Source organism: Pseudomonas shiyinii (assembly GCF_056725765.1).
Window position 1 is genome coordinate 1,488,116 of sequence record NZ_CM161522.1, and the last position, 20,023, is coordinate 1,508,138.

18 protein-coding genes are annotated in these 20,023 nt (G+C 65.0%); 7 read left to right on the forward strand and 11 right to left on the reverse strand.

Annotation, left to right across the window (positions count from 1 at the left end; all coding sequences use genetic code 11):
• From ACXHGZ_RS06920 to ACXHGZ_RS06950, 7 genes are all read right to left on the reverse strand, one after another.
• The gene (locus ACXHGZ_RS06920; protein WP_480463008.1) at window positions 1–837 is read right to left on the reverse strand and encodes a TlpA family protein disulfide reductase; all 837 of its coding nucleotides are present in this window, start codon (window positions 835–837) and stop codon (window positions 1–3) included.
• The gene (dsbD, locus tag ACXHGZ_RS06925; RefSeq protein WP_480463009.1) at window positions 837–2,549 is read right to left on the reverse strand and encodes a protein-disulfide reductase DsbD; all 1,713 of its coding nucleotides are present in this window, start codon (window positions 2,547–2,549) and stop codon (window positions 837–839) included. Before dsbD ends, ACXHGZ_RS06920 begins: the two co-directional genes overlap by 1 nt.
• Before the next feature lie 142 nt (window positions 2,550–2,691).
• Window positions 2,692–3,162 (reverse strand): GAD-like domain-containing protein, encoded by a 471-nt coding sequence (locus ACXHGZ_RS06930; protein ID WP_480464004.1) that lies wholly within the window; start codon window positions 3,160–3,162, stop codon window positions 2,692–2,694.
• The gene (locus ACXHGZ_RS06935) at window positions 3,059–3,319 is read right to left on the reverse strand and encodes a GAD-like domain-containing protein (RefSeq protein WP_480463010.1); all 261 of its coding nucleotides are present in this window, start codon (window positions 3,317–3,319) and stop codon (window positions 3,059–3,061) included. The genes ACXHGZ_RS06930 and ACXHGZ_RS06935 overlap by 104 nt, the downstream gene beginning before the upstream one ends.
• A gap of 24 nt (window positions 3,320–3,343) precedes the next feature.
• A complete protein-coding gene (locus ACXHGZ_RS06940; RefSeq protein WP_480463011.1) occupies window positions 3,344–3,955 on the reverse strand; it encodes a GAD-like domain-containing protein in 612 nt (203 codons plus the stop codon).
• Between the two features lie 45 nt (window positions 3,956–4,000).
• The gene (locus ACXHGZ_RS06945) at window positions 4,001–4,618 is read right to left on the reverse strand and encodes a GAD-like domain-containing protein (RefSeq protein WP_084854779.1); all 618 of its coding nucleotides are present in this window, start codon (window positions 4,616–4,618) and stop codon (window positions 4,001–4,003) included.
• A gap of 12 nt (window positions 4,619–4,630) precedes the next feature.
• Entirely contained in the window at window positions 4,631–5,977 is a 1,347-nt protein-coding gene (locus tag ACXHGZ_RS06950) for a DUF6861 domain-containing protein (RefSeq protein WP_480463012.1), read from the reverse strand.
• A gap of 236 nt (window positions 5,978–6,213) precedes the next feature.
• Between ACXHGZ_RS06950 and ACXHGZ_RS06955 the strand changes: the two genes are divergently transcribed.
• The 3 genes from ACXHGZ_RS06955 to ACXHGZ_RS06965 all read left to right on the forward strand — a co-directional run bounded on the left by ACXHGZ_RS06955 (window position 6,214) and on the right by ACXHGZ_RS06965 (window position 9,813).
• On the forward strand, window positions 6,214–6,897 hold the full coding sequence (locus ACXHGZ_RS06955) for a response regulator (protein WP_084854777.1): 684 nt from the start codon (window positions 6,214–6,216) through the stop codon (window positions 6,895–6,897).
• Window positions 6,894–8,216, forward strand: coding sequence for an ATP-binding protein (locus tag ACXHGZ_RS06960; RefSeq protein ID WP_480463014.1), 1,323 nt, complete (start codon window positions 6,894–6,896; stop codon window positions 8,214–8,216). The genes ACXHGZ_RS06955 and ACXHGZ_RS06960 overlap by 4 nt, the downstream gene beginning before the upstream one ends.
• A 196-nt stretch (window positions 8,217–8,412) precedes the next feature.
• Window positions 8,413–9,813 carry an aspartate aminotransferase family protein gene (locus tag ACXHGZ_RS06965; protein ID WP_480463016.1) on the forward strand — a complete coding sequence of 467 codons (1,401 nt, stop codon included), beginning with the start codon at window positions 8,413–8,415 and terminating at the stop codon, window positions 9,811–9,813.
• Between the two features lie 71 nt (window positions 9,814–9,884).
• Here ACXHGZ_RS06965 and ACXHGZ_RS06970 read toward each other — a convergent pair whose 3' ends face one another.
• Window positions 9,885–10,811 carry a siderophore-interacting protein gene (locus ACXHGZ_RS06970; RefSeq protein WP_480463018.1) on the reverse strand — a complete coding sequence of 309 codons (927 nt, stop codon included), beginning with the start codon at window positions 10,809–10,811 and terminating at the stop codon, window positions 9,885–9,887.
• A gap of 136 nt (window positions 10,812–10,947) precedes the next feature.
• Here ACXHGZ_RS06970 and pvdP point away from each other — a divergent pair, with 136 nt between their 5' ends.
• The gene (gene pvdP / locus ACXHGZ_RS06975) at window positions 10,948–12,570 is read left to right on the forward strand and encodes a pyoverdine maturation tyrosinase PvdP (protein WP_480463020.1); all 1,623 of its coding nucleotides are present in this window, start codon (window positions 10,948–10,950) and stop codon (window positions 12,568–12,570) included.
• A 90-nt stretch (window positions 12,571–12,660) separates the two neighbouring features.
• On the opposite strand, the gene ACXHGZ_RS06980 is transcribed toward pvdP, so the two are convergent.
• Genes ACXHGZ_RS06980 through ACXHGZ_RS06990 form a run of 3 tightly spaced genes read right to left on the reverse strand, consistent with a single transcriptional unit; the run spans window position 12,661 to window position 17,208 of the window.
• Window positions 12,661–14,061 (reverse strand): efflux transporter outer membrane subunit, encoded by a 1,401-nt coding sequence (locus ACXHGZ_RS06980; RefSeq protein ID WP_480463022.1) that lies wholly within the window; start codon window positions 14,059–14,061, stop codon window positions 12,661–12,663.
• A 3-nt stretch (window positions 14,062–14,064) separates the two neighbouring features.
• Entirely contained in the window at window positions 14,065–16,029 is a 1,965-nt protein-coding gene (locus ACXHGZ_RS06985; protein ID WP_480463023.1) for a MacB family efflux pump subunit, read from the reverse strand.
• Entirely contained in the window at window positions 16,030–17,208 is a 1,179-nt protein-coding gene (locus ACXHGZ_RS06990) for an efflux RND transporter periplasmic adaptor subunit (protein WP_480463024.1), read from the reverse strand. It lies immediately after the preceding gene.
• A gap of 206 nt (window positions 17,209–17,414) precedes the next feature.
• Between ACXHGZ_RS06990 and ACXHGZ_RS06995 the strand changes: the two genes are divergently transcribed.
• The 3 genes from ACXHGZ_RS06995 (at window position 17,415) to ACXHGZ_RS07005 (ending at window position 19,970) form a co-directional block, all read left to right on the forward strand.
• Entirely contained in the window at window positions 17,415–17,891 is a 477-nt protein-coding gene (locus ACXHGZ_RS06995; RefSeq protein WP_480464005.1) for a sigma-70 family RNA polymerase sigma factor, read from the forward strand.
• A gap of 200 nt (window positions 17,892–18,091) precedes the next feature.
• Complete coding sequence (locus tag ACXHGZ_RS07000) at window positions 18,092–18,577, forward strand: histidine kinase (protein ID WP_480463025.1); 486 nt, start codon at window positions 18,092–18,094, stop codon at window positions 18,575–18,577.
• A gap of 67 nt (window positions 18,578–18,644) precedes the next feature.
• Window positions 18,645–19,970: an MFS transporter gene (locus ACXHGZ_RS07005; protein ID WP_480463026.1), complete on the forward strand. Its 1,326-nt coding sequence runs from the start codon at window positions 18,645–18,647 to the stop codon at window positions 19,968–19,970.
• Window positions 19,971–20,023: the final 53 nt, after the last annotated feature.

The following is a 20,023-nucleotide window of genomic DNA, read 5'->3' on the forward strand; positions in this document are numbered from 1 at the left end:
TCAGTTTCCTTGTGCGGCGGGGGCAGGCGCAGTGGCCTGCTCGAAAGGTTCCAGGGCGCGGTGCAGGCTGGCGCGAGACAGCTCGCCCAGGTGGCTGCCGATCAGGCGCCCGTCGGCGGTGTAGAACAGGGTGGTGGGCAAGGCCATGGAGCCGACCCGTTCGGCCAGCTGACCGGTGCCGTCGAACAGGACGTGGGTCAGGCTAAGACCAGTGGTGGCGAGGAAGGTGCTGACGTTTTCCGGCGTTTCGCCCTGGTTCACGAACAGGAAGGTCACGTGCGGGTAGTCATCCTGCGCTTGTTGCAGCACCGGCATCTCGCGCCGGCAGGGCGGACACCAGGTGGCCCAGATATTGATCACCAGTGGCGCACCACGGTAGGCGTGCAGGTCCACGGATTGTCCGGCGGCATTACGCAGGCTCAACGTCGGCAGCTCGGTGCCCTTGCTGTACAGGTGGCTGCCGAGGCTGGCCAGCCCCCAGAACAGGGCACCGCTGAACAATGCCCAGCCCAGCGGGCGGCGCAACCCAGGGTGGCGCCGGTACTGCCACAAGGCACCGGCGACGATGCCGGCCAGGCCGGCCCAGGGCAGGAAGCCGCCGTCGCGGATATCGATGATCTGCAGCGGCTCCTCGCGGAACATCGGCCAGTAGGCCATCACGAAACCGAGGCGGGCGCACACCAGCCCCAACAGGAACAGGTTGAACAACGCCGACTCGGGGTTTTCGCCACCGCGTCGGGCCACCCACCAACCGACCACGCTGGCCACGCATAGGGCCGCGAGTAACAGCAGGTGGTTGAGGGCCATGGTCAGCGGCCCCAGGGTCACGCTCAGCATTAGCCTTGGCTCCTGGTCTGGGCCCAGTGTCGTTGGAACGCGTCGGCGTCCACCTCGCCGGTGATGCGCCGGGCACGGCGCTCGTCGCCTTCCGGGCCGATCCAGATCAGGCTGGGCGGGCCTGGCACCTGGTAGCGTTGCAGCAGTTCGCGGCTGGCGGGTGTATCGGCGGTGACGTCCAGGCGTACCAGGTGTACTCCGGCAAGGCCGGCCAGGACATCAGGGCGGGCGAACACCTGTTTTTCCATCACCTTGCACGCCACGCACCAGTCGGCATAGTAGTCCAGCATCACCCATTGGCCACGTGCCTTGGCGGCGTCCAGCTCACGTTGCAGCGCCTGGGGCTGGCTGACGGTGACGAAGGCATCCTCGGCCTTGGTCGCTGCGCTTGGCAGGCTGCCCCCGGCGAAGGGTTGCAAGGGTTGCCAGAGGTCATCGCCACCGGCCGCCGCACCGACCAGCAGCAGGCCACCCCAGAGCGCGCCGAGCAGCGGCACCGCACGCAAGGCCGGCAGGGGCTGAAGGGCCGGCCAGGCCGCCCAAGCCAGGGCGATCAGCCAGGCGCCGCTCAGGGCCAGCAGCAACGGGGCTGGCAACAGGCTGCGCAAGGTGTACAGGGCCATGGCCAGGAAGACGAAGCCGAACAGCCCCTTGACCCGATTCATCCAGGCGCCCGGGCGCGGCAGGTAGCGGTTGCCGACGGTGACCAGCAACAGCAACGGCGCGCCCATGCCCAGGCCCAGGCTGAACAGCACCAGCGCACCTTGCAACACGTCGCCGCTCTGGGCGATGTACAGCAGCGCCCCGGCCAACGGTGCCGTCATGCAGGGCCCCATGAGCAGGCCGGACAGCGCCCCGAGCAAGGCCGCGCCATACACATTGCCACCACGGGTGCCCTGGCCGGCCCGGTCGAGGCGGTCGCGCAGGGCGGCGGGCAGCTGCAACTCGAAGGCACCGAACATCGGCAGGGCAAGGATGACGAACAAGCCCGCCAGGCTGCCCAGCAACCAGGGTTGCTGCAGCCAGGCTTGCAAGCTGGCGCCGAGCAGGGCGGCGACCACGCCGAGGGCGGCGTACACCAGGGCCATGCTCAGCACATAGACCCCGGCCAGCAGCCAGCCGCGGCGGGCGCTGGCACCATTGCCCAGCACCAGCCCGGCAAGAATCGGCAGCATCGGCAAGGAGCAGGGCGTGAAGGCCAGCAGCAGGCCCAGCCCGAAGAAGGCTGCCAGGCTCCAGGCCAGGCTGGCCTGCTGCAGGCCGCTGGCCAGGGCCTGGTCGCTGGCCTGGTCGGCTACCGGGGCGGCCTGGCCGCCGAGGTCGATGGCAGTGGTCTGCGGCGGGTAGCACAGGCCAGCGTCGGCGCAGCCCTGCCAGCCCAGGCGCAACTGGCCTTGGGCGCCTGCGGGTATCAGCAACTCGAGCTGGTGGCGGTAGACCGCACTGTCGCCGAAGAACTCGTCGTGGTGGTTCTCGGCGGCAGGCAAGGCGGGATGCTGGCCAGGTGCAAGGCCATCGAACTTCAGGCGCTTCTGGTAGAGGTAGTAGCCGTCCTTGATCTGGAAATGCAGGCGCATCTGGCCATCGGGCAGGCGGTCATGGGAGAGGACGAAGGCCTCGTTGACCGGCAGGAAGTCGGGCTTGGTCTCGAAGGGGTTGGCCTGCAGAGGCCCCGCAAGTAGGAATGTCAGGAAGAGCAGGAGGACGCGCATGTCTTCGCCTTGGCAATGCATGGAATGGCGACATGCTGGCCTGGGACGATTAACCCAAGGTTAACCCTGAGGTGGCGGGGCAGATTGGCCGAGCACAAACAGAAGATAGCCTGCAATCCTGCAGGCGCGGGTTAGCCCCAAGCTAGTGCGCTTGCTCGTCGCCGAGTTCATAGGGCTCGAGCTTGCTTAGTTGGGAAAGCAGCACCAGGTGTTCTACGGCCTTCAGCTTTTCAAGGTGCTCGAGGCGGCCTGGCCCTCCCAGCATCAAGGCAGGAACGAACCCATACATTTCGTCTGCCTTCAAGGTGCCGAGCCGTTCCCTGGCAGGCTCGAACAGGTCGTCGAAATAGATGCATTCGGACATTAGCCAAACGAGCAAGCCGTGGATCCTGTTGTCTCGCTCCTCATCGCCTGAGCTGTGAGCGCCATCGAGGTAACGGGAATGGTAGGCTGCGATGGTCAACACCGAGCCGGTTTTCTCACCCCATAGGTACAAGTCGCCAAATGCGCTACGGGCGATGAGGTGATAGGTATCGCGAGCTTCGAAGTGCGTGCCTGCCAGCCAATAGGCCACGACATCCTGGTATTCCTGGGGGTTTACCAGCCAGAACAGGCCGCCGCCCGTAGCCGCACCAGCCGTGGTCTCGCCAGTACCCAAGAAGACGATCGGGGAGTTTGCCCTGGTAATGATCGAGCGCGGAGGGCGGTACAGGTTGGTGGCCGACAGGATCGCCGAAGGTTTCGAGGAAGAGGGTGAAGATTACATCCATTCGTTTAAGTCCTTTGTGGTGTATTTAGAAATCGGAGAAGCTGTAGGGCTCGAGTACAGAGAGCTGTGAAAGCATAATTAAGTGCTCGATGGTCTTTACTTTCTCTATTCGCTCTAGTTTTGCATCCCCACCAAAGGCGAGCGCGGGGACGAATCCATACATTTCATTGTGGTTGAGTATGCCAAGTTTCTTTTTGGCTGCCTCAAATAGGCCTTCGAAGTCGTTGCTCTCCTTTTTTGCCTGTAAAAAGAATGACTGAACATGTCTGTCAATATTGGAAAATCGGCGATTGTTGCCGCAGTAATGTGAGAGGTGGCTGGCAATACTGAGTGAGAAGCCAGTCTTCTCTCCATATAAATAAAGATCGCCAAAAGCTCCACGCGCAATTACATGGTAAGTGTCATGTTTAGCCAAGGGCGTACCGTCAATCCAGGATGCAACGGCACCCTCATACTCATGAGGGTCGACGGTCCAGAAAATGCCATGACCATATCCGCACCAGCCATGTTCGGCCCAATACGCCAAAAGCTGTCTTGGTAGTTTGTTCTCATAATAATCAATGGTGGAAGTTGGCGCCTCTCGCTTAAAGATTGGCTCGCCCAGTGTTTTAATGAAAATCGAGAATATTTCGTCCATCTTGAACCTCTCGACAAGTTGGCGTTTATGCAGTCTAGCATTAAGCTAAAAGTCTGAAAGTGTGTATTGCCGCAGCACATCAAGCTGAGAAAGGAACATGAGGTGCTCAATGGTCTTAACCTTTTCTATGATTTCAGTGCTGGCGGGGCCTCCGAGTTGGAGTGCTGGAACGAAGCCATACATTTCGTCAGGCCTGAGAACGCCCAGCTTTTCCTTGGCCGAGTCGAATAGCTCATTGAAGTCAAGATACGCTTGGTCAAATGACAGGAGGAACGACCGAAAGGCTCTATTCATAGCGTGTGGCGATCTCTCGGCGGGATCATAAGTGTATCGAGAGACATTGCAGAAAATACAAAGTGATGGCCCCGATTTTTCGCCCCATAAGTACAAGTCGCCAAATGCGCTACGAGCGATGACATGATAGGTATCTGTCATTTCGAGCGCTGAGCTTTGCATCCAGCTGGCGAGTACGTTTTCGTACTCTTGAGGGTTGACCATCCAGAGGATCCCTTCTCCGTAGCCACACCACCCATGCTCTGCCCAGAACTGAAGTAGTTGGTCGGGTAATATACCGTCATACCGGCTTATGCTAGAAGGCGGAACCTCCTGTCGAAGCATCGGTTCGCCAATAGCTTCAAGTAATATTGAATATACCTCGTCCATAGTGGTTCTCCGTCAACACTTATGCAGCTTTACATTCAGGAACGTTGGTTTTCCAACGGTTTTTGGTGCGTTTTCAACGGCACGTTTCAGCTTTTCTACTTTTGATCTCCACTGCGGGCCGATCGTAGAGTTGACTTGTTTATCACCAAAGTCGGAAATTACATCCTTTCCTCCAGCTATCAAGTCCGGGTTGTGGAGTGCTGCCAGCGTGCTCATCGTTTCTTTCGCTCTTTGGGCTGCAATTATTTTGGCTTCACGGGGACTCATTATTTCCAGCAATTCCTCGCGGTTTCTTAGCTCAAGATCACGGAGCAATCGCTTACGGGCCTGTTTGGCTTGCGCCGGGTTTCGTTTTACGGGATTGGCCACATTCGCCAAAAACTCCTCAACCGTCAGCCGATTCAACCCATCCTGCTGTCCCTTCAACTGCCGTTCAAACTCGCCATGCTTGGATGCTGGCAGTTTGTCCGCCTTGAAGCACGCCACCGTATGCAACGGCATGCTACCGGGCTTCCCTGACGAGGGCTCCTTGTCTTTTCCCGCTGGCCGATTCGGCTGAACGGTGTGTGGCTCAGCTATCGCCCCCTTGCGTCGCTCCGGCACCTGCAGGTCTGGTCGCTTCTTCAACCCCTCCTCATGCTTGAGCATCCATTGCCCCAGCTTCGTACCTTTGCGGCTGGCCGCCATTTCCTGAGCCAGCACCTGGGCATCGCCGCGCCCACGAGTGAGGTAGGAAACGATGGCGCCCAACAACAGCACGATGATTTCCACATGGCCCAGGGCAATGAAGTGCGCGGCCTGGGAAATGGCGAAAGGGTCGTCCTGGCTGAACGCGCTCAGCCCTTCCTCGCCGCGTGTACCCTCCCACGCGATGCCGATGCCGCGCAGGTAGTAATCGGCGATACGCGGCAAACCGTCGACGAAGAACTCAGCGAGCGAGGCGATGCCCAGGATGCCCAGGATCCAGCTGCTGACCTGGAAGCCGATGGCGGTGCCCGCGATGCTGCCGGGAATGGCACCGGCCCCACCGGCGAAAGCGCCCACGCCGGCACCGATGGCTGCGCCAGTCAGCACGCTGCCGGCGACGATCATCGCCATCTGCGTGGCGACCGCTATCAGGTCGTCGAGGATGCTGTTGATGTCCAGGTCGGCGAAGCGCCGACGCAGCAGACCGGCGGCCTTCCATTCGGCCTGATGGAAAGCTGAGCGCACGCTGTCTACCCGACGCAGGTTGAGCGCCAGTGATGGCACGTGCTCGTTGAGGTAGGTGCGGAAATGGGCGCCTCCTTGATAACCCATTTCATTGATTATGCGACGTTCGATCTGCTGCCATGAGGGCACCCAATGCCACAACCCCATTCGCTGTCTCCCTGACAACCAGCTGTTCAGGGCGACATCACATCACGCATCCAGGGTGACTATTTCCGAGCTGTATGTAGGATGTTTCCGCTTTGAATTGGCGGGGAAATGATTCTTTACAGGCTGCGCTGGTCGCAGGCCTGAATGGGCATGGGCCTATCCTGTCGCCCGTTGCATAATCGTCTCTTAATCCACCCAGGGTGCAATGTCCGCCTCACCTACCGGGAGCCTCCCCAATGCACGTATTGCTCTGCGAGGACGACGACCTGATCGCCAGCGGCATCTGCGCCGGCCTCACTGCCCAGGGCCTGACCGTGGACCGGGTGGCCAGCGCCTCGGCTGCCCAGGCCTTGCTGCAGGCCGCGCAGTTCGACGTGATGATCCTCGACCTCGGCCTGCCCGATGAAGACGGCCTGAAGCTGTTGCGCCGCCTGCGCCAGCAGGGCGTGACGCTGCCGGTGCTGGTGCTCACCGCTCGCGATGCGGTCACCGACCGGGTCGATGGGCTGCAGGCCGGGGCCGACGACTACCTGCTCAAGCCCTTCGACCTGCGCGAGCTCGCCGCACGCCTGCACACGCTGCTGCGCCGCGTGGCCGGGCGGGCGGTGAACGTCATCGAACATGGCCCGCTGCGCTACGACCCAAGCAGTTGCGAGGCCACCCTGGCTGGCCAGGCCGTGGACCTGTCGCGCCGCGAGCAGGCGCTGCTCCAGGCATTGCTGCAGAACCCCGGGCGGGTGCTGTCCAGCGAGCAGCTCAAGGACTGCGTGTACGGCTTCAGCGACGAAGTCGAGAGCAACGCCCTGAACGTTCACATCCACCATTTGCGGCGCAAGCTGGGCAACAGCATCGTCGAGACCGTCCGCGGCCTGGGCTATCGCCTTGGCCCGGCCCAGGCCCCGCAGGGCACCGCACCATGAGCCTGCGTGCGCGCCTGACGCTGATCCTCGGCATCGCCTTCGTCATCATCTGGGCGCTGGCCGCTGCATGGATGCTGCGCGACCTGCGCCAGCAGATGATGTTTTCCCTCGACCAGCGCCTGGTGGCCTCGGCACGTATGGTTGCCGGGTTGATCGAGCAGTTGCCGCAGCCGCTGGCGAGCAAGGGCCAGGAGGCGCATTTTTCCGCCGACCAACTCAGCGTGCCGGACGGCATGGCCTGCCAGGTCAGTTCCCTGCGCGGCGAGATCCTGGCCAGCAATCACAAGCATGACGGTGCCATGGACGACCAGCGCAGCGGCTTCCGTGACCAGACCATCGACGGCGCGCTCTGGCGCACCTTCACCTACAACCACGGGGATGTGCGGATCACCACCGCCGACCGCCATCAGGAACGCGAGGCGCTCAACCGCTCGATCCTGCTGGCTGCCTCGGCGCCGGTGTTGATGGCCTTGCTCGGCAGCCTGGGGTTGTTGTGGGTCGGCGTGGGCAAGGGCCTGGAGCCGCTCAACCGGATGCGCGATGCCTTGCGCCGGCGCCGTGCCGACAGCGTCGAGCCGTTGCAGGTGGCTGGCATGCCCAGCGAGTTGCAGCCGCTGCTCGAAACCCAGAACCAGTTGTTCCTGCGCATCGCCCAGACCATTGAGCGCGAACGCCGCCTCACCGACGATGCCGCCCACGAACTGCGCAGCCCGCTGACTGCGATCAAGACCCACCTGCAGGTGGCCCGCATGACCGACGGCGCGGTGCGCGAGCAGGCGCTGGAACATGCCGAGCAGGGTACCGACCGCATGCACCGCACCCTGGAGCAATTGCTGATGCTGGCGCGGGTGGAAGGCAGCCTGTCGTTCGACGATGGCGTGCAGTGCAGCGCCGAGCAGGTGGCACGCCAGGCGGTGCAGGATGCCGGCGGTGGCGACAACCGGCGCATCGTGGTGCGCCTGCCGGAGGAGGCTACGCGCGTCTACCTGGGCATGCCAGCGCCGCTGGCGGTGGCGGCGTTGCGCAACCTGCTGGACAACGCCTTGCGCCATGGCGGCGACGCAGCCGTGGAGCTGGAAGTGCAGATGGCTGACGGGCAGGTGGGCTTCATGGTCCGCGACCATGGGCCCGGGATCGCCGAGGAAGACATGCAGCACCTGACCGAGCGCTTCTGGCGCCACGACCAGAGCGGCGGCTGCGGCCTGGGGTTGGCGATCGTCCAGGCCATCGTCCAGCGTTGTGCCGGCAGCCTGCGTTTCGAAAACCCTGGCGATGGTTTGCGTGTCTGGCTGCAGGTGCCGGCGCGCCAGGGCAACTGAACCCTGCCCGCAGTCTGTGGAGGATCACACCAACCTCTGTGGGAGCGGGTTCACCCGCGAAGGCCCACCCTGCAATCTCAAATCAACTGGTAAATCCTCGCCCCGCTGACGCGTTCTCCAAGCGACAACCACCCGACACACATCCGGTTACAGGGAGCGTGGCGGGGCATATTCGCTTGCTTGCGAGGATTTTCCGATGTCGACCGCTTCCAGCCTTGCCCAGACCCTGCCGCCCAGCGCCCCGCAGGCGTTGTACGAATTCGAGGATTCGCCCCTGTTGCTGCGCCAGCAGCGACAAGAGTCCAACGCCCGCAGCTACCCGCGGCGCATCCCCTTGGCGCTCAAGCGTGCCCGTGGGATTCATGTGGAAGACGTCGAGGGCCGCCAGTTCATCGATTGCCTGGCGGGCGCGGGCACCCTGGCCCTGGGCCACAACCACCCGGTGGTGATCGAGGCAATCCAGCAAGTACTGGCCGATGAGCTGCCCCTGCATACCCTGGACTTGACCACCCCAGTCAAGGACCGCTTCGTCCAGGACCTGTTCGGCCTGCTGCCCGAGGCCTTGCGCCGCGACGCGAAAATCCAGTTTTGCGGGCCGACCGGCACCGATGCGGTGGAGGCTGCGCTGAAACTGGTGCGCACGGCCACCGGGCGCAGCACGGTGCTGGCGTTCCAGGGGGCCTACCACGGCATGTCCCAGGGCGCGTTGAGCCTGATGGGCAGCCTGGGGCCGAAGCAACCCTTGGCGGCCCTGCTGGGCAATGGCGTGCAGTTCATGCCGTACCCCTACGACTACCGCTGCCCCTTCGGCCTGGGCGGCGAGGCGGGCGTGCGGGCGAACCTGCAATACCTGGAGAACCTGTTGTGCGACCCGGAAGCTGGTGTGGCGCTACCGGCGGCGGTGATCGTCGAGGTGGTGCAAGGCGAGGGCGGCGTGATCCCGGCGGACATCCAATGGCTGCGGGGCCTGCGAGCCATCACCGAGCGGGCGGGCGTGGCGCTGATCGTCGATGAGATCCAGAGCGGCTTCGCCCGTACCGGGCGGATGTTCGCCTTCGAGCATGCCGGTATCGTGCCGGACGTGGTGACGCTGTCCAAGGCCATCGGTGGCAGCCTGCCCCTGGCCGTGGTGGTCTACCGTGCCTGGCTGGACACCTGGCAGCCAGGCGCCCATGCCGGAACCTTCCGTGGCAACCAGATGGCCATGGCGGCTGGCTCTGCGGTGATGGGCTACCTGGTCGAGCATCGCCTGGCCGAACATGCCGAGGCCATGGGCCAGCGCTTGCGCAATCACTTGCTGGGCCTGCAGCAGGACTATCCGCAACTGGGGGATGTCCGTGGGCGTGGCCTGATGCTGGGGGTGGAACTGGTGGACCCGGCTGGCGAGCGGGACGCGCTGGGGCATCCACCTGCCAGCCGGGCCCTGGCGCCGAAGGTGCAGCGCGAATGCCTGAGGCGTGGGCTGATCCTCGAGCTGGGCGGGCGTCATGGCGCGGTGGTGCGCTTCCTGCCGCCGTTGATCATCAGTGCCGAACAGGTCGACGAAGTGGCCGGGCGGTTTGCCGAGGCGGTGAGGGCGGCGGTGGCTGCGGGGTGAGCGAAGGGGGCCGCCTTGCGGCCCTTTCGCGGGGCAAGCCCGCTCCTACAAGGGGATTGCGCAGCGCTCGTTCAATCGAACGTCCTGCCGGCGCGCCAATACCCCATCAAGGCCAGGCAGTCGCGCCCAAGCCCTCGCTCCTTGACCAGGTAGCGGCGAATGTCCATGACCGCCGCTGACTCGCCGGCGATCCAGGCGTGGAATTCGCTTCCCTCGCTGCGGCCGTGCTCCCAGAGAAGGCTGCGTTCGATATTCACCTCCTCCAGTTTCACCGCACCTGCCGTGCCGCACGGTAGGCTGGCCAATTCGCGTATCGCGTGGCGCATGGCGTGGCCGTGCTCGCAACGCAGCAGGTCGCGAGGCAACCAATGCACCTGTGCTGTGGGGCTGTGGCGCAACGGCAGGCAGTCGGCCTCCAGCGGTACCTCGATGAAGGCCTGCACCGCCAGCGCCGGGCGGGTGTCGGCCAGTTGCTCAAGGATGCCGGCAAGGGCCGGCAAGGCGGTTTCGTCGCCCATCAGGAGCACGTGCCGGGCGCTGTGTGGTGGTTTCCATTCATAACCGCCGGGGTCGCCTTCATAGGCCAGGTTCGGCGCCACCATCTGCAGCCGATCGCCAATGCGCGCCTGGGTTGCCCAGGTCGAGGCCGGGCCATTGATGCCATGCAGGACGAAATCCACATCGACCTCCAGCGCGTCGCGGCGCAAGGCGCGAATGGTGTAGGTGCGCATCGGCGGGGTGTGCTCGGGCGCCAGCCCCTGGCGCGCCTGTTGCCAATGACCATCCTTGGGCAACCGGGGCGGCTGCCCGGCGGGCGTGGGGAAGAACAGCTTGACGCGTTGGTCGGGGGCCAGGGTCGTCATCTGCGCCACATCGTCACCGGTGAAGACGAACCGGCACAGGGACGGGCTCAACGGCTCGATGCCCTTGAGTTCGATATCGAACAGTCGATAGGCCGTGGCCTTCGGTCGCAGCAGGCGGGAGAGGAGGGATGTCATGGTCGGTGCCTCTGGTAGACGGAGTCCTGGAAGGAACGAGCCGTCCTGCCCTGAATTAAGGCAGTAAATTTCCCGCCCCAGGTTACGTCCTAGCTTGGATAGAAACCGCAGCGTGGCAGGAACGGATAGAGGCGCAATGACCATTTCCCGACGAGGATTCATCGCAGGCCTGGCAGTCGCGGGGGCGACCGGTACGGCGGCCTACTATGCGCACAAGGAACTGACCCATGACCCCGATGACGACATCGTCACGCCAGGCGAGGCCAGCGTGGAGCTGGCCGACTATGCCGGACAGGTGTTGGCCGACCGTCTGCGGGGCATCTGGGATCTTCGTTTCGAAGGCGCCGAGGCGGGGCTCGACGGTCTGCCGGTGGCCGGTGTCGAACTGTTCCTCGATGTTGCCACCAAGGGCCGTGGCCTGCGTGGCTTCGTCGACACCGGCGAGCGCCTGCGCGGTGAAGGGCTGGCCCATTACCGAATCCTGGGCGACCTGGTGGGGGCGTCCGCTGCCCAGGTGCGCTGGCGCTTGCTGAACCAGCACGGTGGCCCGGGCTATGAATGCGTGGCCAGCCTCGACGAGGTCTGGGGCAGTTTCGCCAACGCCGGCAACGGCACCTTGAGTGGTCGCCTGCAGCGCTTGGACCGGCCATTGACGCTGCCGATCGCCGACAGCCGCTTCGTGGCGGTCAAGCGCCTGTTTCCCGAAGCGCGGGAGCGCATCGCCTATACGCCACAGATGCAGGCATGGGTGGTCAGCGCCGAGCACCGCCTGTTCCACCAGCTCTGGCATGCGACCCGGGACAAATGGCACCGGCTGTCCGACAAGCAGCGCGGTGCCTTGCGTGGCCTGGGCTGGCAGCCCGGCCCGCGTGACCATGAGCGCGATGCCAGGGGGCCGCACAAGCACCGCAACGGCTCGGGGGTCGATTTCCTGTTCATGCACCGGCACATGCTCGATGCGGCGCGTCGCTTGCAGGAGTTGCCATCCTGGTCGCACTTCCCGCTGCCGCAGCCGAGCGTGGAATTCGACCGCGTGGGTTTTGCCCGCTACCACGAGAACCACGACGGCTGCTGCGTGCCACCCAGTTGGCAGGCACCGGGCGATGACGCCTATGGGCAATGGGTCTCGGCGATCAAGGCCAGCGAAACCTTCTGCAGCAATTTCCAAGTCTGGGAGTCGCAGTACCAGGACCCGCAGTACCTGTCGAAGCTGAGCCTGGGTGCGCTCGGTTCCGAGATGGAGATGACCCTGCACGACTGGCTGCACATGTGCTGGGCCTCGGTACCGCGCGACCCAATCAATGGTACCCCGGTGCCGTTCGCCCGTGACCCCGCCGATTTCGCCACGCGCTGGTTCGGCGCCGAGAACGATTTTCTCGGCGACCCGTTTTCGTCCCACGTCAACCCGGTGTTCTGGGGCTTCCATGGCTGGATCGACGACCGTATCGAAGACTGGTACCGCGCCCATGAACGGTACCACCCCGGCCAGGTACGGCGCCTGGAGGTCAATGGCGTGAAATGGTTCGCGCCAGGGCGCTGGGTCGAGGTCGACGACCCCTGGCTGGGGCCGGATACCCATGGTTGCAGCACCCTGCCGGGCACGCGCCCTGGCAAGTCGGTGGAGATGGATGTGGAGACCATGAAGCTGGCGCTGCGCATCACCTTTGGCGAGGACGACAAGCTGGGTGAGCTGGTGCGCCGGGTGCCGCGTCGGCCCTGGTATGCGCGGCACCTGTCGTTGAAGAATATCGTTGCCTGATGGATGAGCGGGGCGAGCCCGCGCCGACCTTGTTATGAGCGGCGGTGCGGCGATCCGACTTGTCCCGCGATGGGGCTGCAAGGCAGCCCCTTACCGAACCTGCCAACCACCCCCCAGGGCTTTGTACAGCGCCATGCTGCCCTGCAGCCGGGCCAGGTGCAGCTCCGCCTGCTGGTCCTGGGCGTCATACAAGGTGCGCTGGGTCTGGAGCACGCTGAGCAGGGTCTGGGCACCTGCGCCGTAGCGTTGCCGGGCCAGCTCGAAGGCGATGCGCGCCTGGTGCACTTCCTCGTCCTGCCATTGGCGCTGGCGGTCCACGCCGGCGATGGCATTGAGCGCCCGCTCGACGTCCGAAAAGCCGGCCAGGATGCTGCTGCGGTAGTTTTCCAGCAGTTCCTGCCGTTCGGCACGGGCCAGGTCCCGGGAGGCGCGCAGGCGGCCATTGTCGAAAACCGGTGCCAGCAACCCGGCGGTCAAGGTGTAGAAGGGGCTGTCGAGGATATCGGCGAAGGTCCGCGCACCACTGCCCAGGTCGGCACCGAGCGTGAACCTGGGTAGCATGGCGGCCCGGGCAACCTGCACGTTGGCATTGGCGGCCGCCAGGCGTGCCTCGGCGGCGGCGATGTCCGGGCGCCGGCCGAGCAGGTCGCTGGGCACGCCGCTGCCGATCCGTGGCCATTGCAGGGCGAGGATCGACTCGGCACTGGTCGGCAGGCGCTGCACCGGGTCGCCAAGCAGGGTGGCGAGGGTTACGCGGCTGTCCTGCCACTGCTGCTCGAGCCGTGGCAACTGCCGCGCCTGGGCCGCCACCAGGCTGCGTTGCTGGGCCAGTTCGAGGCGGGTGGCCGAACCTGAACGTTCGCGCGCTTCGACCAGCCGCAGCACATCACGGGCGTTCTCCAGGCTCAGGCGGGCGATGCGCAGCCGCTCCTGCAAGGCCGCGCCGCGCAGGTAGGTGTCGGCCACCGCGCTGGTGAGCGTCAGCTCGACGGTCTGGCGGTCGAAGCGGCTGGCATCGAGCTCATGCAAGGCGCTGTCGCGTGCCGCGCGCAGCCCACCCCAGAAGTCGATCTCGTAGCTGGCGCTAAGGCGCGTGCCAAAGACGGTGCTGGTACGCTCGCGGCTGCTGACGTCGAGCGTGTCGTTGCCATCGCCGCGCAGCAGGTGCTGACGGTTACCGTCCAGGCGCATCTGCAGTTCCGGCAGCAGCGGCGCGCCCGCCGCTACGGCCCGGGCCTGGGCCTGGCGTACGCGTGCGCTGGCGGCGGCGAGGTCGTGGCTGTTGTGACGGGCTCGCTCGATCAGGCGGTTCAGTTCCGGGCTGGCGAAGGCTTGCCACCAGGCTGCATCCGGCAGGGGCAGGGCGGTGTCGAAGGCCGCGGCCTGCCAGCTCACCGGTGGGGCGATGCCGGCACTGGGCGGCGGTTGGGCGCTGCAGGCCGCCAGGGCCAGGCTCAGGGTCAACAGGCTGATGCGGGTTGGCAATGTCATGGGTCACACGCTGGTAAGGGCTTTGACCGGGTCGAGGCGGGCAGCCTTGCGGGCCGGCATGAAGCCGAACACCACGCCGGTGATGACGGCGCAGGCGAAGGCGCCGAGGATGGCAGGCAGGGCGAAGGCCACGGCGATCCCGGCGAGCATCAACCCGCCGCCGATGCACAACGCGAGCAGGATGCCGGTCACTCCACCGACCATCGACAGCATCACCGCCTCGCTGAGGAACTGGCGCAGGATGTCGCGCTGGCGTGCGCCGGTGGCCATGCGGATGCCGATCTCGCGGGTGCGCTCGCGCACGGTCATGAGCATGATGTTCATCACGCCGATGCCGCCCACCAGCAGCGAGATGGCGGCGATGGCGCCGAGCATCAGCGACAGGCTGTTCTGCGTGCGTGCCTCGGCCTGGATCAGTGCGGCATCGTTGGTCAGTTCGAAATCCTGCTTGCCCTGGTGGCGCTGGCGCAACAGCCGGTCGATGGCGGCCTCGGTGTCTTTGACCTGCGAGGAGTCCAGGGCGGCGATGGTGACGTACTCAGGCTCGTAGCGGCCGAACAGGCGGATGGCCGCGGCCGAGTAGGGCACCACGATGCGCCCGTCGCTGTCCTGGTCGCCCGAGCTTGCGCCCTTGCCGGCGAGGATGCCGACCACCTGGAACGGCACGTTGCCGATCAGCAAATACTGGCCGAGCGGGTCGCGCTGGCTGTCGAGCATCTTCTCGCGCACCTTCTGGCCGATCACGGCCACCGCCGCGCCGCTGGCTTCGTCGGCTTCGCTGAAGAAGCTGCCCTCGACCACCGGCCAGTTGAAGATCTCGGGGAACCAGGTGTTGTTGCCGCCGACGTAGAACTGCTGGCTGTTGTTGCCATGGCGCACCATCAGCTTCTCGCCGATCACCGGCATGATGCGCTTGACCTGCGGCAGTTCGCCGATCGCGGCAACGTCATCGAGGGTGACGACACCCGCCGGTTCGCCCAGGCTCGCCGGCTTGCCGTTGAGGTAGAGGATGTTCGAGCCGAACGCTGCCATCTGCGCCATGACCTGGCGCTTGCTGCCTTCGCCGACGGCCAGCATCACCACCACCGAGGCGACGCCGATGACGATGCCGAGCAGGGTCAGGGCCGTGCGCAAGCGACTGATCCACATCATCCGCCATGCCGCCTGCAATGCTTCGAACAGTTCGCCCTTCCAGGCGCCACGCTGGGTGGCGCTGCAGTCCAGGCGCTGGCGCAGCGCCTCGGCCTGCAGCCCAGGGCGTGTATCGCCCAGGTTTTGTCCTGAGGCGCAGTCACTGGTCTTGAGGCCATCGCGGATCTCGATGACCCGGTGCGCCCGTGCCGCCACCTCGCGGTCGTGGGTGATGAGGATGATCACATGGCCCTGGCTGGCCAGCTCGTCGAGCAGCGTCATGACTTCGGCACCGCTGTGGCTGTCCAAGGCACCGGTGGGCTCGTCGGCAAGGATGATGTGGCCGCCGTTCATCAGGGCCCGGGCAATCGACACCCGCTGCTGCTGGCCGCCGGACAGCTGGTGCGGGCGGTTGCCGGTACGGCTGGCCAGGCCCAGGCGTTGCAGCAATGCCGTGGCGCGCGCATGACGCTGGGCGGCAGGCGTACCGGCATAGATCGCCGGCATCTCGACGTTCTCCTGGGCCGAGCCGGACGGGATCAGGTGGTACCCCTGGAATACGAAGCCGAAGGCCTCGCGGCGCAGCCAGGCCAGCTCGTCGCCGTCGAGCTCGGCGACGTCCTTGCCGGCGAAACGGTAGCAGCCGCTGGACGGGCGGTCGAGGCAGCCGAGGATGTTCATCAAGGTCGACTTGCCTGAACCGGAGGCGCCGACGATGGCGACGAAATCGCCCGGGTAGATGCTCAGGCTGATGCCGCGCAGTACCTCGACCTCAGGGGTATCGATGCCGCCATAGGTCTTGCGGATGTCGGTCAGTTCGATCAGTGGCGTTGGCATTCAACCTCCGCTGGCCGCTGGCGCGCCGATGACCAGGTGTTCGCCCTCGCGCAGGCCGTCGAGGATCTGCACCCGCAGGCGGTCACTCAGCCCCGTGCGCACCTGGCGCTGTTCGACCTTGCCATCGCTGCCCAATACCTGCGCCAGGCGCAGGCCATCTCCGTCGCTGTCGTCCAGGGCGGCCAGCGGCGCGGTGAGGACCTGCCGGGCCTGGCCTGCGACGAAGAACACCTGGGTGGTCATCTCTGCCATCAGTGCGCCATCGGGGTTGTCGACGTCCAGCAGCACGGTGTACTGGACCACTTTGCTGCCGGTGGTGCCGGCGCCGGCGCTGGCCGGGCTGCCGCCGCCTTGGCTGGCCTGGTCCAACGGCTTGGGTGGGATCGGCAGGATCTGCCGGACGGTGCTGGTCCAGCGCCGCTTGCCGCCGGCCAGGGTGGTGAAATAGGCGGTCATGCCGGGCTGGACCTTGCCGATGTCGGCTTCCGATACCTGGGCCCAGACAGTCATCGGCGAGAGTTTGGCGATGCGCAGGATCAACGGCGTCTGCTGCTGGGCATTGAGTGTCTGGCCTTCCCGGGCGTCCACCGCCACCACGGTACCGGCCATGGGCGCATAGATGCGCGTGTAGCCCAGCTCGGCCTCGTCGCTGCGCAGGCTGGCCTGGGCCTGGCGGATCTGCGCCTGGTACCTGTCGATGCGGGCCTGGGTCACTTTGAGCTGGGCCTGCGCCGTTTGCAGGTCCTCGGCCCGGGTAGCACCGGCCGCGGCCAGGTCGTGTTGGCGCTTGTACTGCTGGCCGGCCAGCTGGTACTGGGCGCGTTGCTCGGCCAGCTGGGCCTTGAGGTTGTCGATCGAATAGCGCCCGGCGTCGAGCCTGGCCTGCTGGGTGGAAGGGTCGATCTCCACCAGCAACTGGCCCTGGCGCACCGCGTCGCCCACTTCCACGTGCAATTTGCGGATCTGCCCGGAGGCCTGGGCACCCACATCGACATAGCGCCGAGGCTGCAGGGTGCCCAGGGCGGTCACGCTGCTTTCGATGTCGGCGCGGGTGACCGCCACGGTGCTGACCGGCTGTGCGCCGAAGGGCAGGGACTTCCAGGCCAGCAGGCCGCCCAGGCCAAGCAGGCCCAGGCCACCGAACAGGATACGACGGCGGGTGGTGGTCAAACGTCTCATCGGAGCTTCCAGCCAGAAATAATAGCCATGCGCCGTCAATCAGGGAGCGCAAGGAGGTCACCGATAGACGAAGGCCAGATGGCGGGATTTAACCGACCGGCTTGCTGTTGCTGAGAATCATTATAATTTGTAAGATGCCGCGCTGATATCACGCTGTCCCGTGGGCCGGTCTACTAGTGTCGAGCAGGGAAATGCCAGGTACCGTCGTGGAACATTACTATCGTGAGCTGGTGAGTTTCCTTTGCGCGCGCCTGGGCAATCGCCAGGCGGCAGAGGATGTCGCCCATGATGCCTACCTGAGGGTGCTGGAGCGGGCCGACGCCCAGCGCATCGAACACCCGCGCGCCTTTCTCTATCGCACCGCCTTGAACCTGGTGGTCGATCGCCACCGGCGCCATCAGGTGCGCCAGGCCGAGCCGCTGGAAGTGCTCGACACCGATGAGCGCTGGCACGGCCCGGGGTTGTCCCAGCGTATGCAGGTGGACCAGCGCCTGGAATTGATGCAGCGCGCCCTGGACGAGCTCAGCGGGCCGTGCCGGGACAGCTTCCTGCTGCGCAAGCTCGAAGGCCTGTCGCACCAGCAGATCGCCGAGCGCCTGGGCATTTCCCGCAGCCTGGTGGAAAAGCACATCGTAAATGCCATGAAACACTGCCGCGTGCGCATGCGCCAATGGGAATCCTGAGGGCGCGCCAGCATGCGTATCAGCCCTGTTACACCCTGGGAAGGGCCTGAAAATTCCCCCGGCGGGCGACTTGATTTCTCTGCGTTTCACGACAACTATCAAGAAAGACCCCCACCAAGGCACCGCCCTGGCGGTTGCCTGCACTGGCGCAGTAATGGTCAGGGAATGTCCCCCAACACCTTGTTGCCCAGGTCCAGACGATGCCAAACAAGACCCTGCGCATCCTCATCGCCGATGAGCACCCGTGCCAGCGCTTGCAGCTGGAAAAGATGCTCAATGGCTTGGGCTATTACCGCATTGCCCCGGTGGACACCTTCGAGGACCTGCAGCGCCTGGTGCAGAGTGCGCTGCAGCCGTTCCACCTGTTGATCGGCAGCATCGAGCTGGCCAGTCACGCTGGCGTCGACCTGGTGCGCTTCTGTCGTTGCAGCGCGCAGATCCAGCATGCCCTGCTGTACCACTCCCAGCACCCGAAGCTGCCCGCGGTGCCCCAGGCGCAGCGCCAGGCAGTCAGCATCAGCCTGCCCCAGGTGCCGGACGACGAAGCCTTGCAATCGTTCATGGCGATTATCGATGAGCCGGCCCTGGTGGGGCAGGTGCCCCTGTCGCCAAGGTTGTCCCATGGGGCGCTCGGTTCCGGCCGGCGGATGAACTTCGGCCACACGGTATTCAGCCGCTCGACCTGAGTCGCGTGGGGCAGATGGCAGGCATTTGTTATCCTCTTGCCCTTTGCCGATCTGCGGAAACCTTGCCATGACTGCCATCGATACCGCCCGCCAGCCCCGGTTCAGCCGTGGCGACCACAGGACCCTGGGCCTGGCGGCGCTGGGCGGCGCGCTGGAAATCTACGATTTCATCATCTTCGTGTTCTTTGCCCTGACCTTGAGCCAGCTGTTCTTCCCTCCGGAAATGCCCGAGTGGCTGCGGCTGCTGCAGAGCTTCGGGATCTTCGTCACCGGCTACCTGGCCCGCCCCCTGGGCGGTATCCTCATGGCCCACTTCGCCGACCACCTGGGCCGCAAGCGAGTGTTCAGCCTGAGCATCCTGATGATGGCCTTGCCTTGCCTGCTGATCGGGGTGATGCCTACCTATGCCGATATCGGCTATGCCGCGCCGTTGATCCTGCTGGCCTTGCGTATCCTCCAGGGGGCGGCGGTGGGTGGCGAGGTGCCCAGTGCCTGGACCTTCGTCGCCGAGCACGCGCCCCACGGCCGGCGCGGCTATGCCCTGGGCTTCCTGCAGGCCGGGTTGACCTTCGGCTACCTGCTCGGTGCCCTCACCGCGACCTTGCTGGCCCGTGTGTACAGCCCGCAGGAAATACTCGATTACGCCTGGCGCTACCCGTTCCTGCTGGGCGGTGTGTTCGGCGTCATCGGCGTGTGGCTGCGCCGCTGGCTGAGCGAAACCCCGGTATTCCTGGCCCTGCGCAAGCGTCAGGAACAGCCGGTGGCCTTCCCGCTGCGCAGCGTGCTGGGCGAGCATCGCCGGGCATTGGTCCCGGCGGCGCTGCTGACCTGTGTGCTGACCTCTGCGGTGGTGGTGCTGGTGGTCATCACACCGACCGTGATGCAGCAACGCTTCGGCATCGCTGCCGGGCATACCTTCGCCTTGAGCAGCGTGGGTATCGTCTTTCTCAATATCGGCTGCGTGCTGGCGGGGATGCTGGTCGATCGCATCGGCGCCTGGCGTGCACTGATGCTCTACAGCTTGTTGCTGCCCCTGGGCATCGGAGTGCTGTACACCAGCCTGGTCGGGCAGGCTGGCTGGATCTGGCTGGCCTATGCGCTGGCCGGTTTGTCTTGTGGCGTGGTAGGGGTGGTGCCGTCGGTGATGGTCGGGTTGTTCCCCGCGCAGATCCGGGTGTCGGGCATCTCGTTCACCTACAACGTGGCCTATGCCCTGTGGGCCAGCACCACCCCGTTGGCATTGATTGCGTTGATGCCGTGGAGCCCCTGGGTGTGTGTCGGCTTCTGTCTGCTGATGGGCCTGGTCGGTGCGCTCACCGCCTGGTATTTCGGGCGCCGTGAACTGCTGGGCTTTGCCGCCGAGCCAGTGCCGATCATGTGTGGTGACAAATGAGGCGCTAAGGGGGTGCCAGTGGTGAGGCAGACTTCCGGGTGCAGGCTATTGGA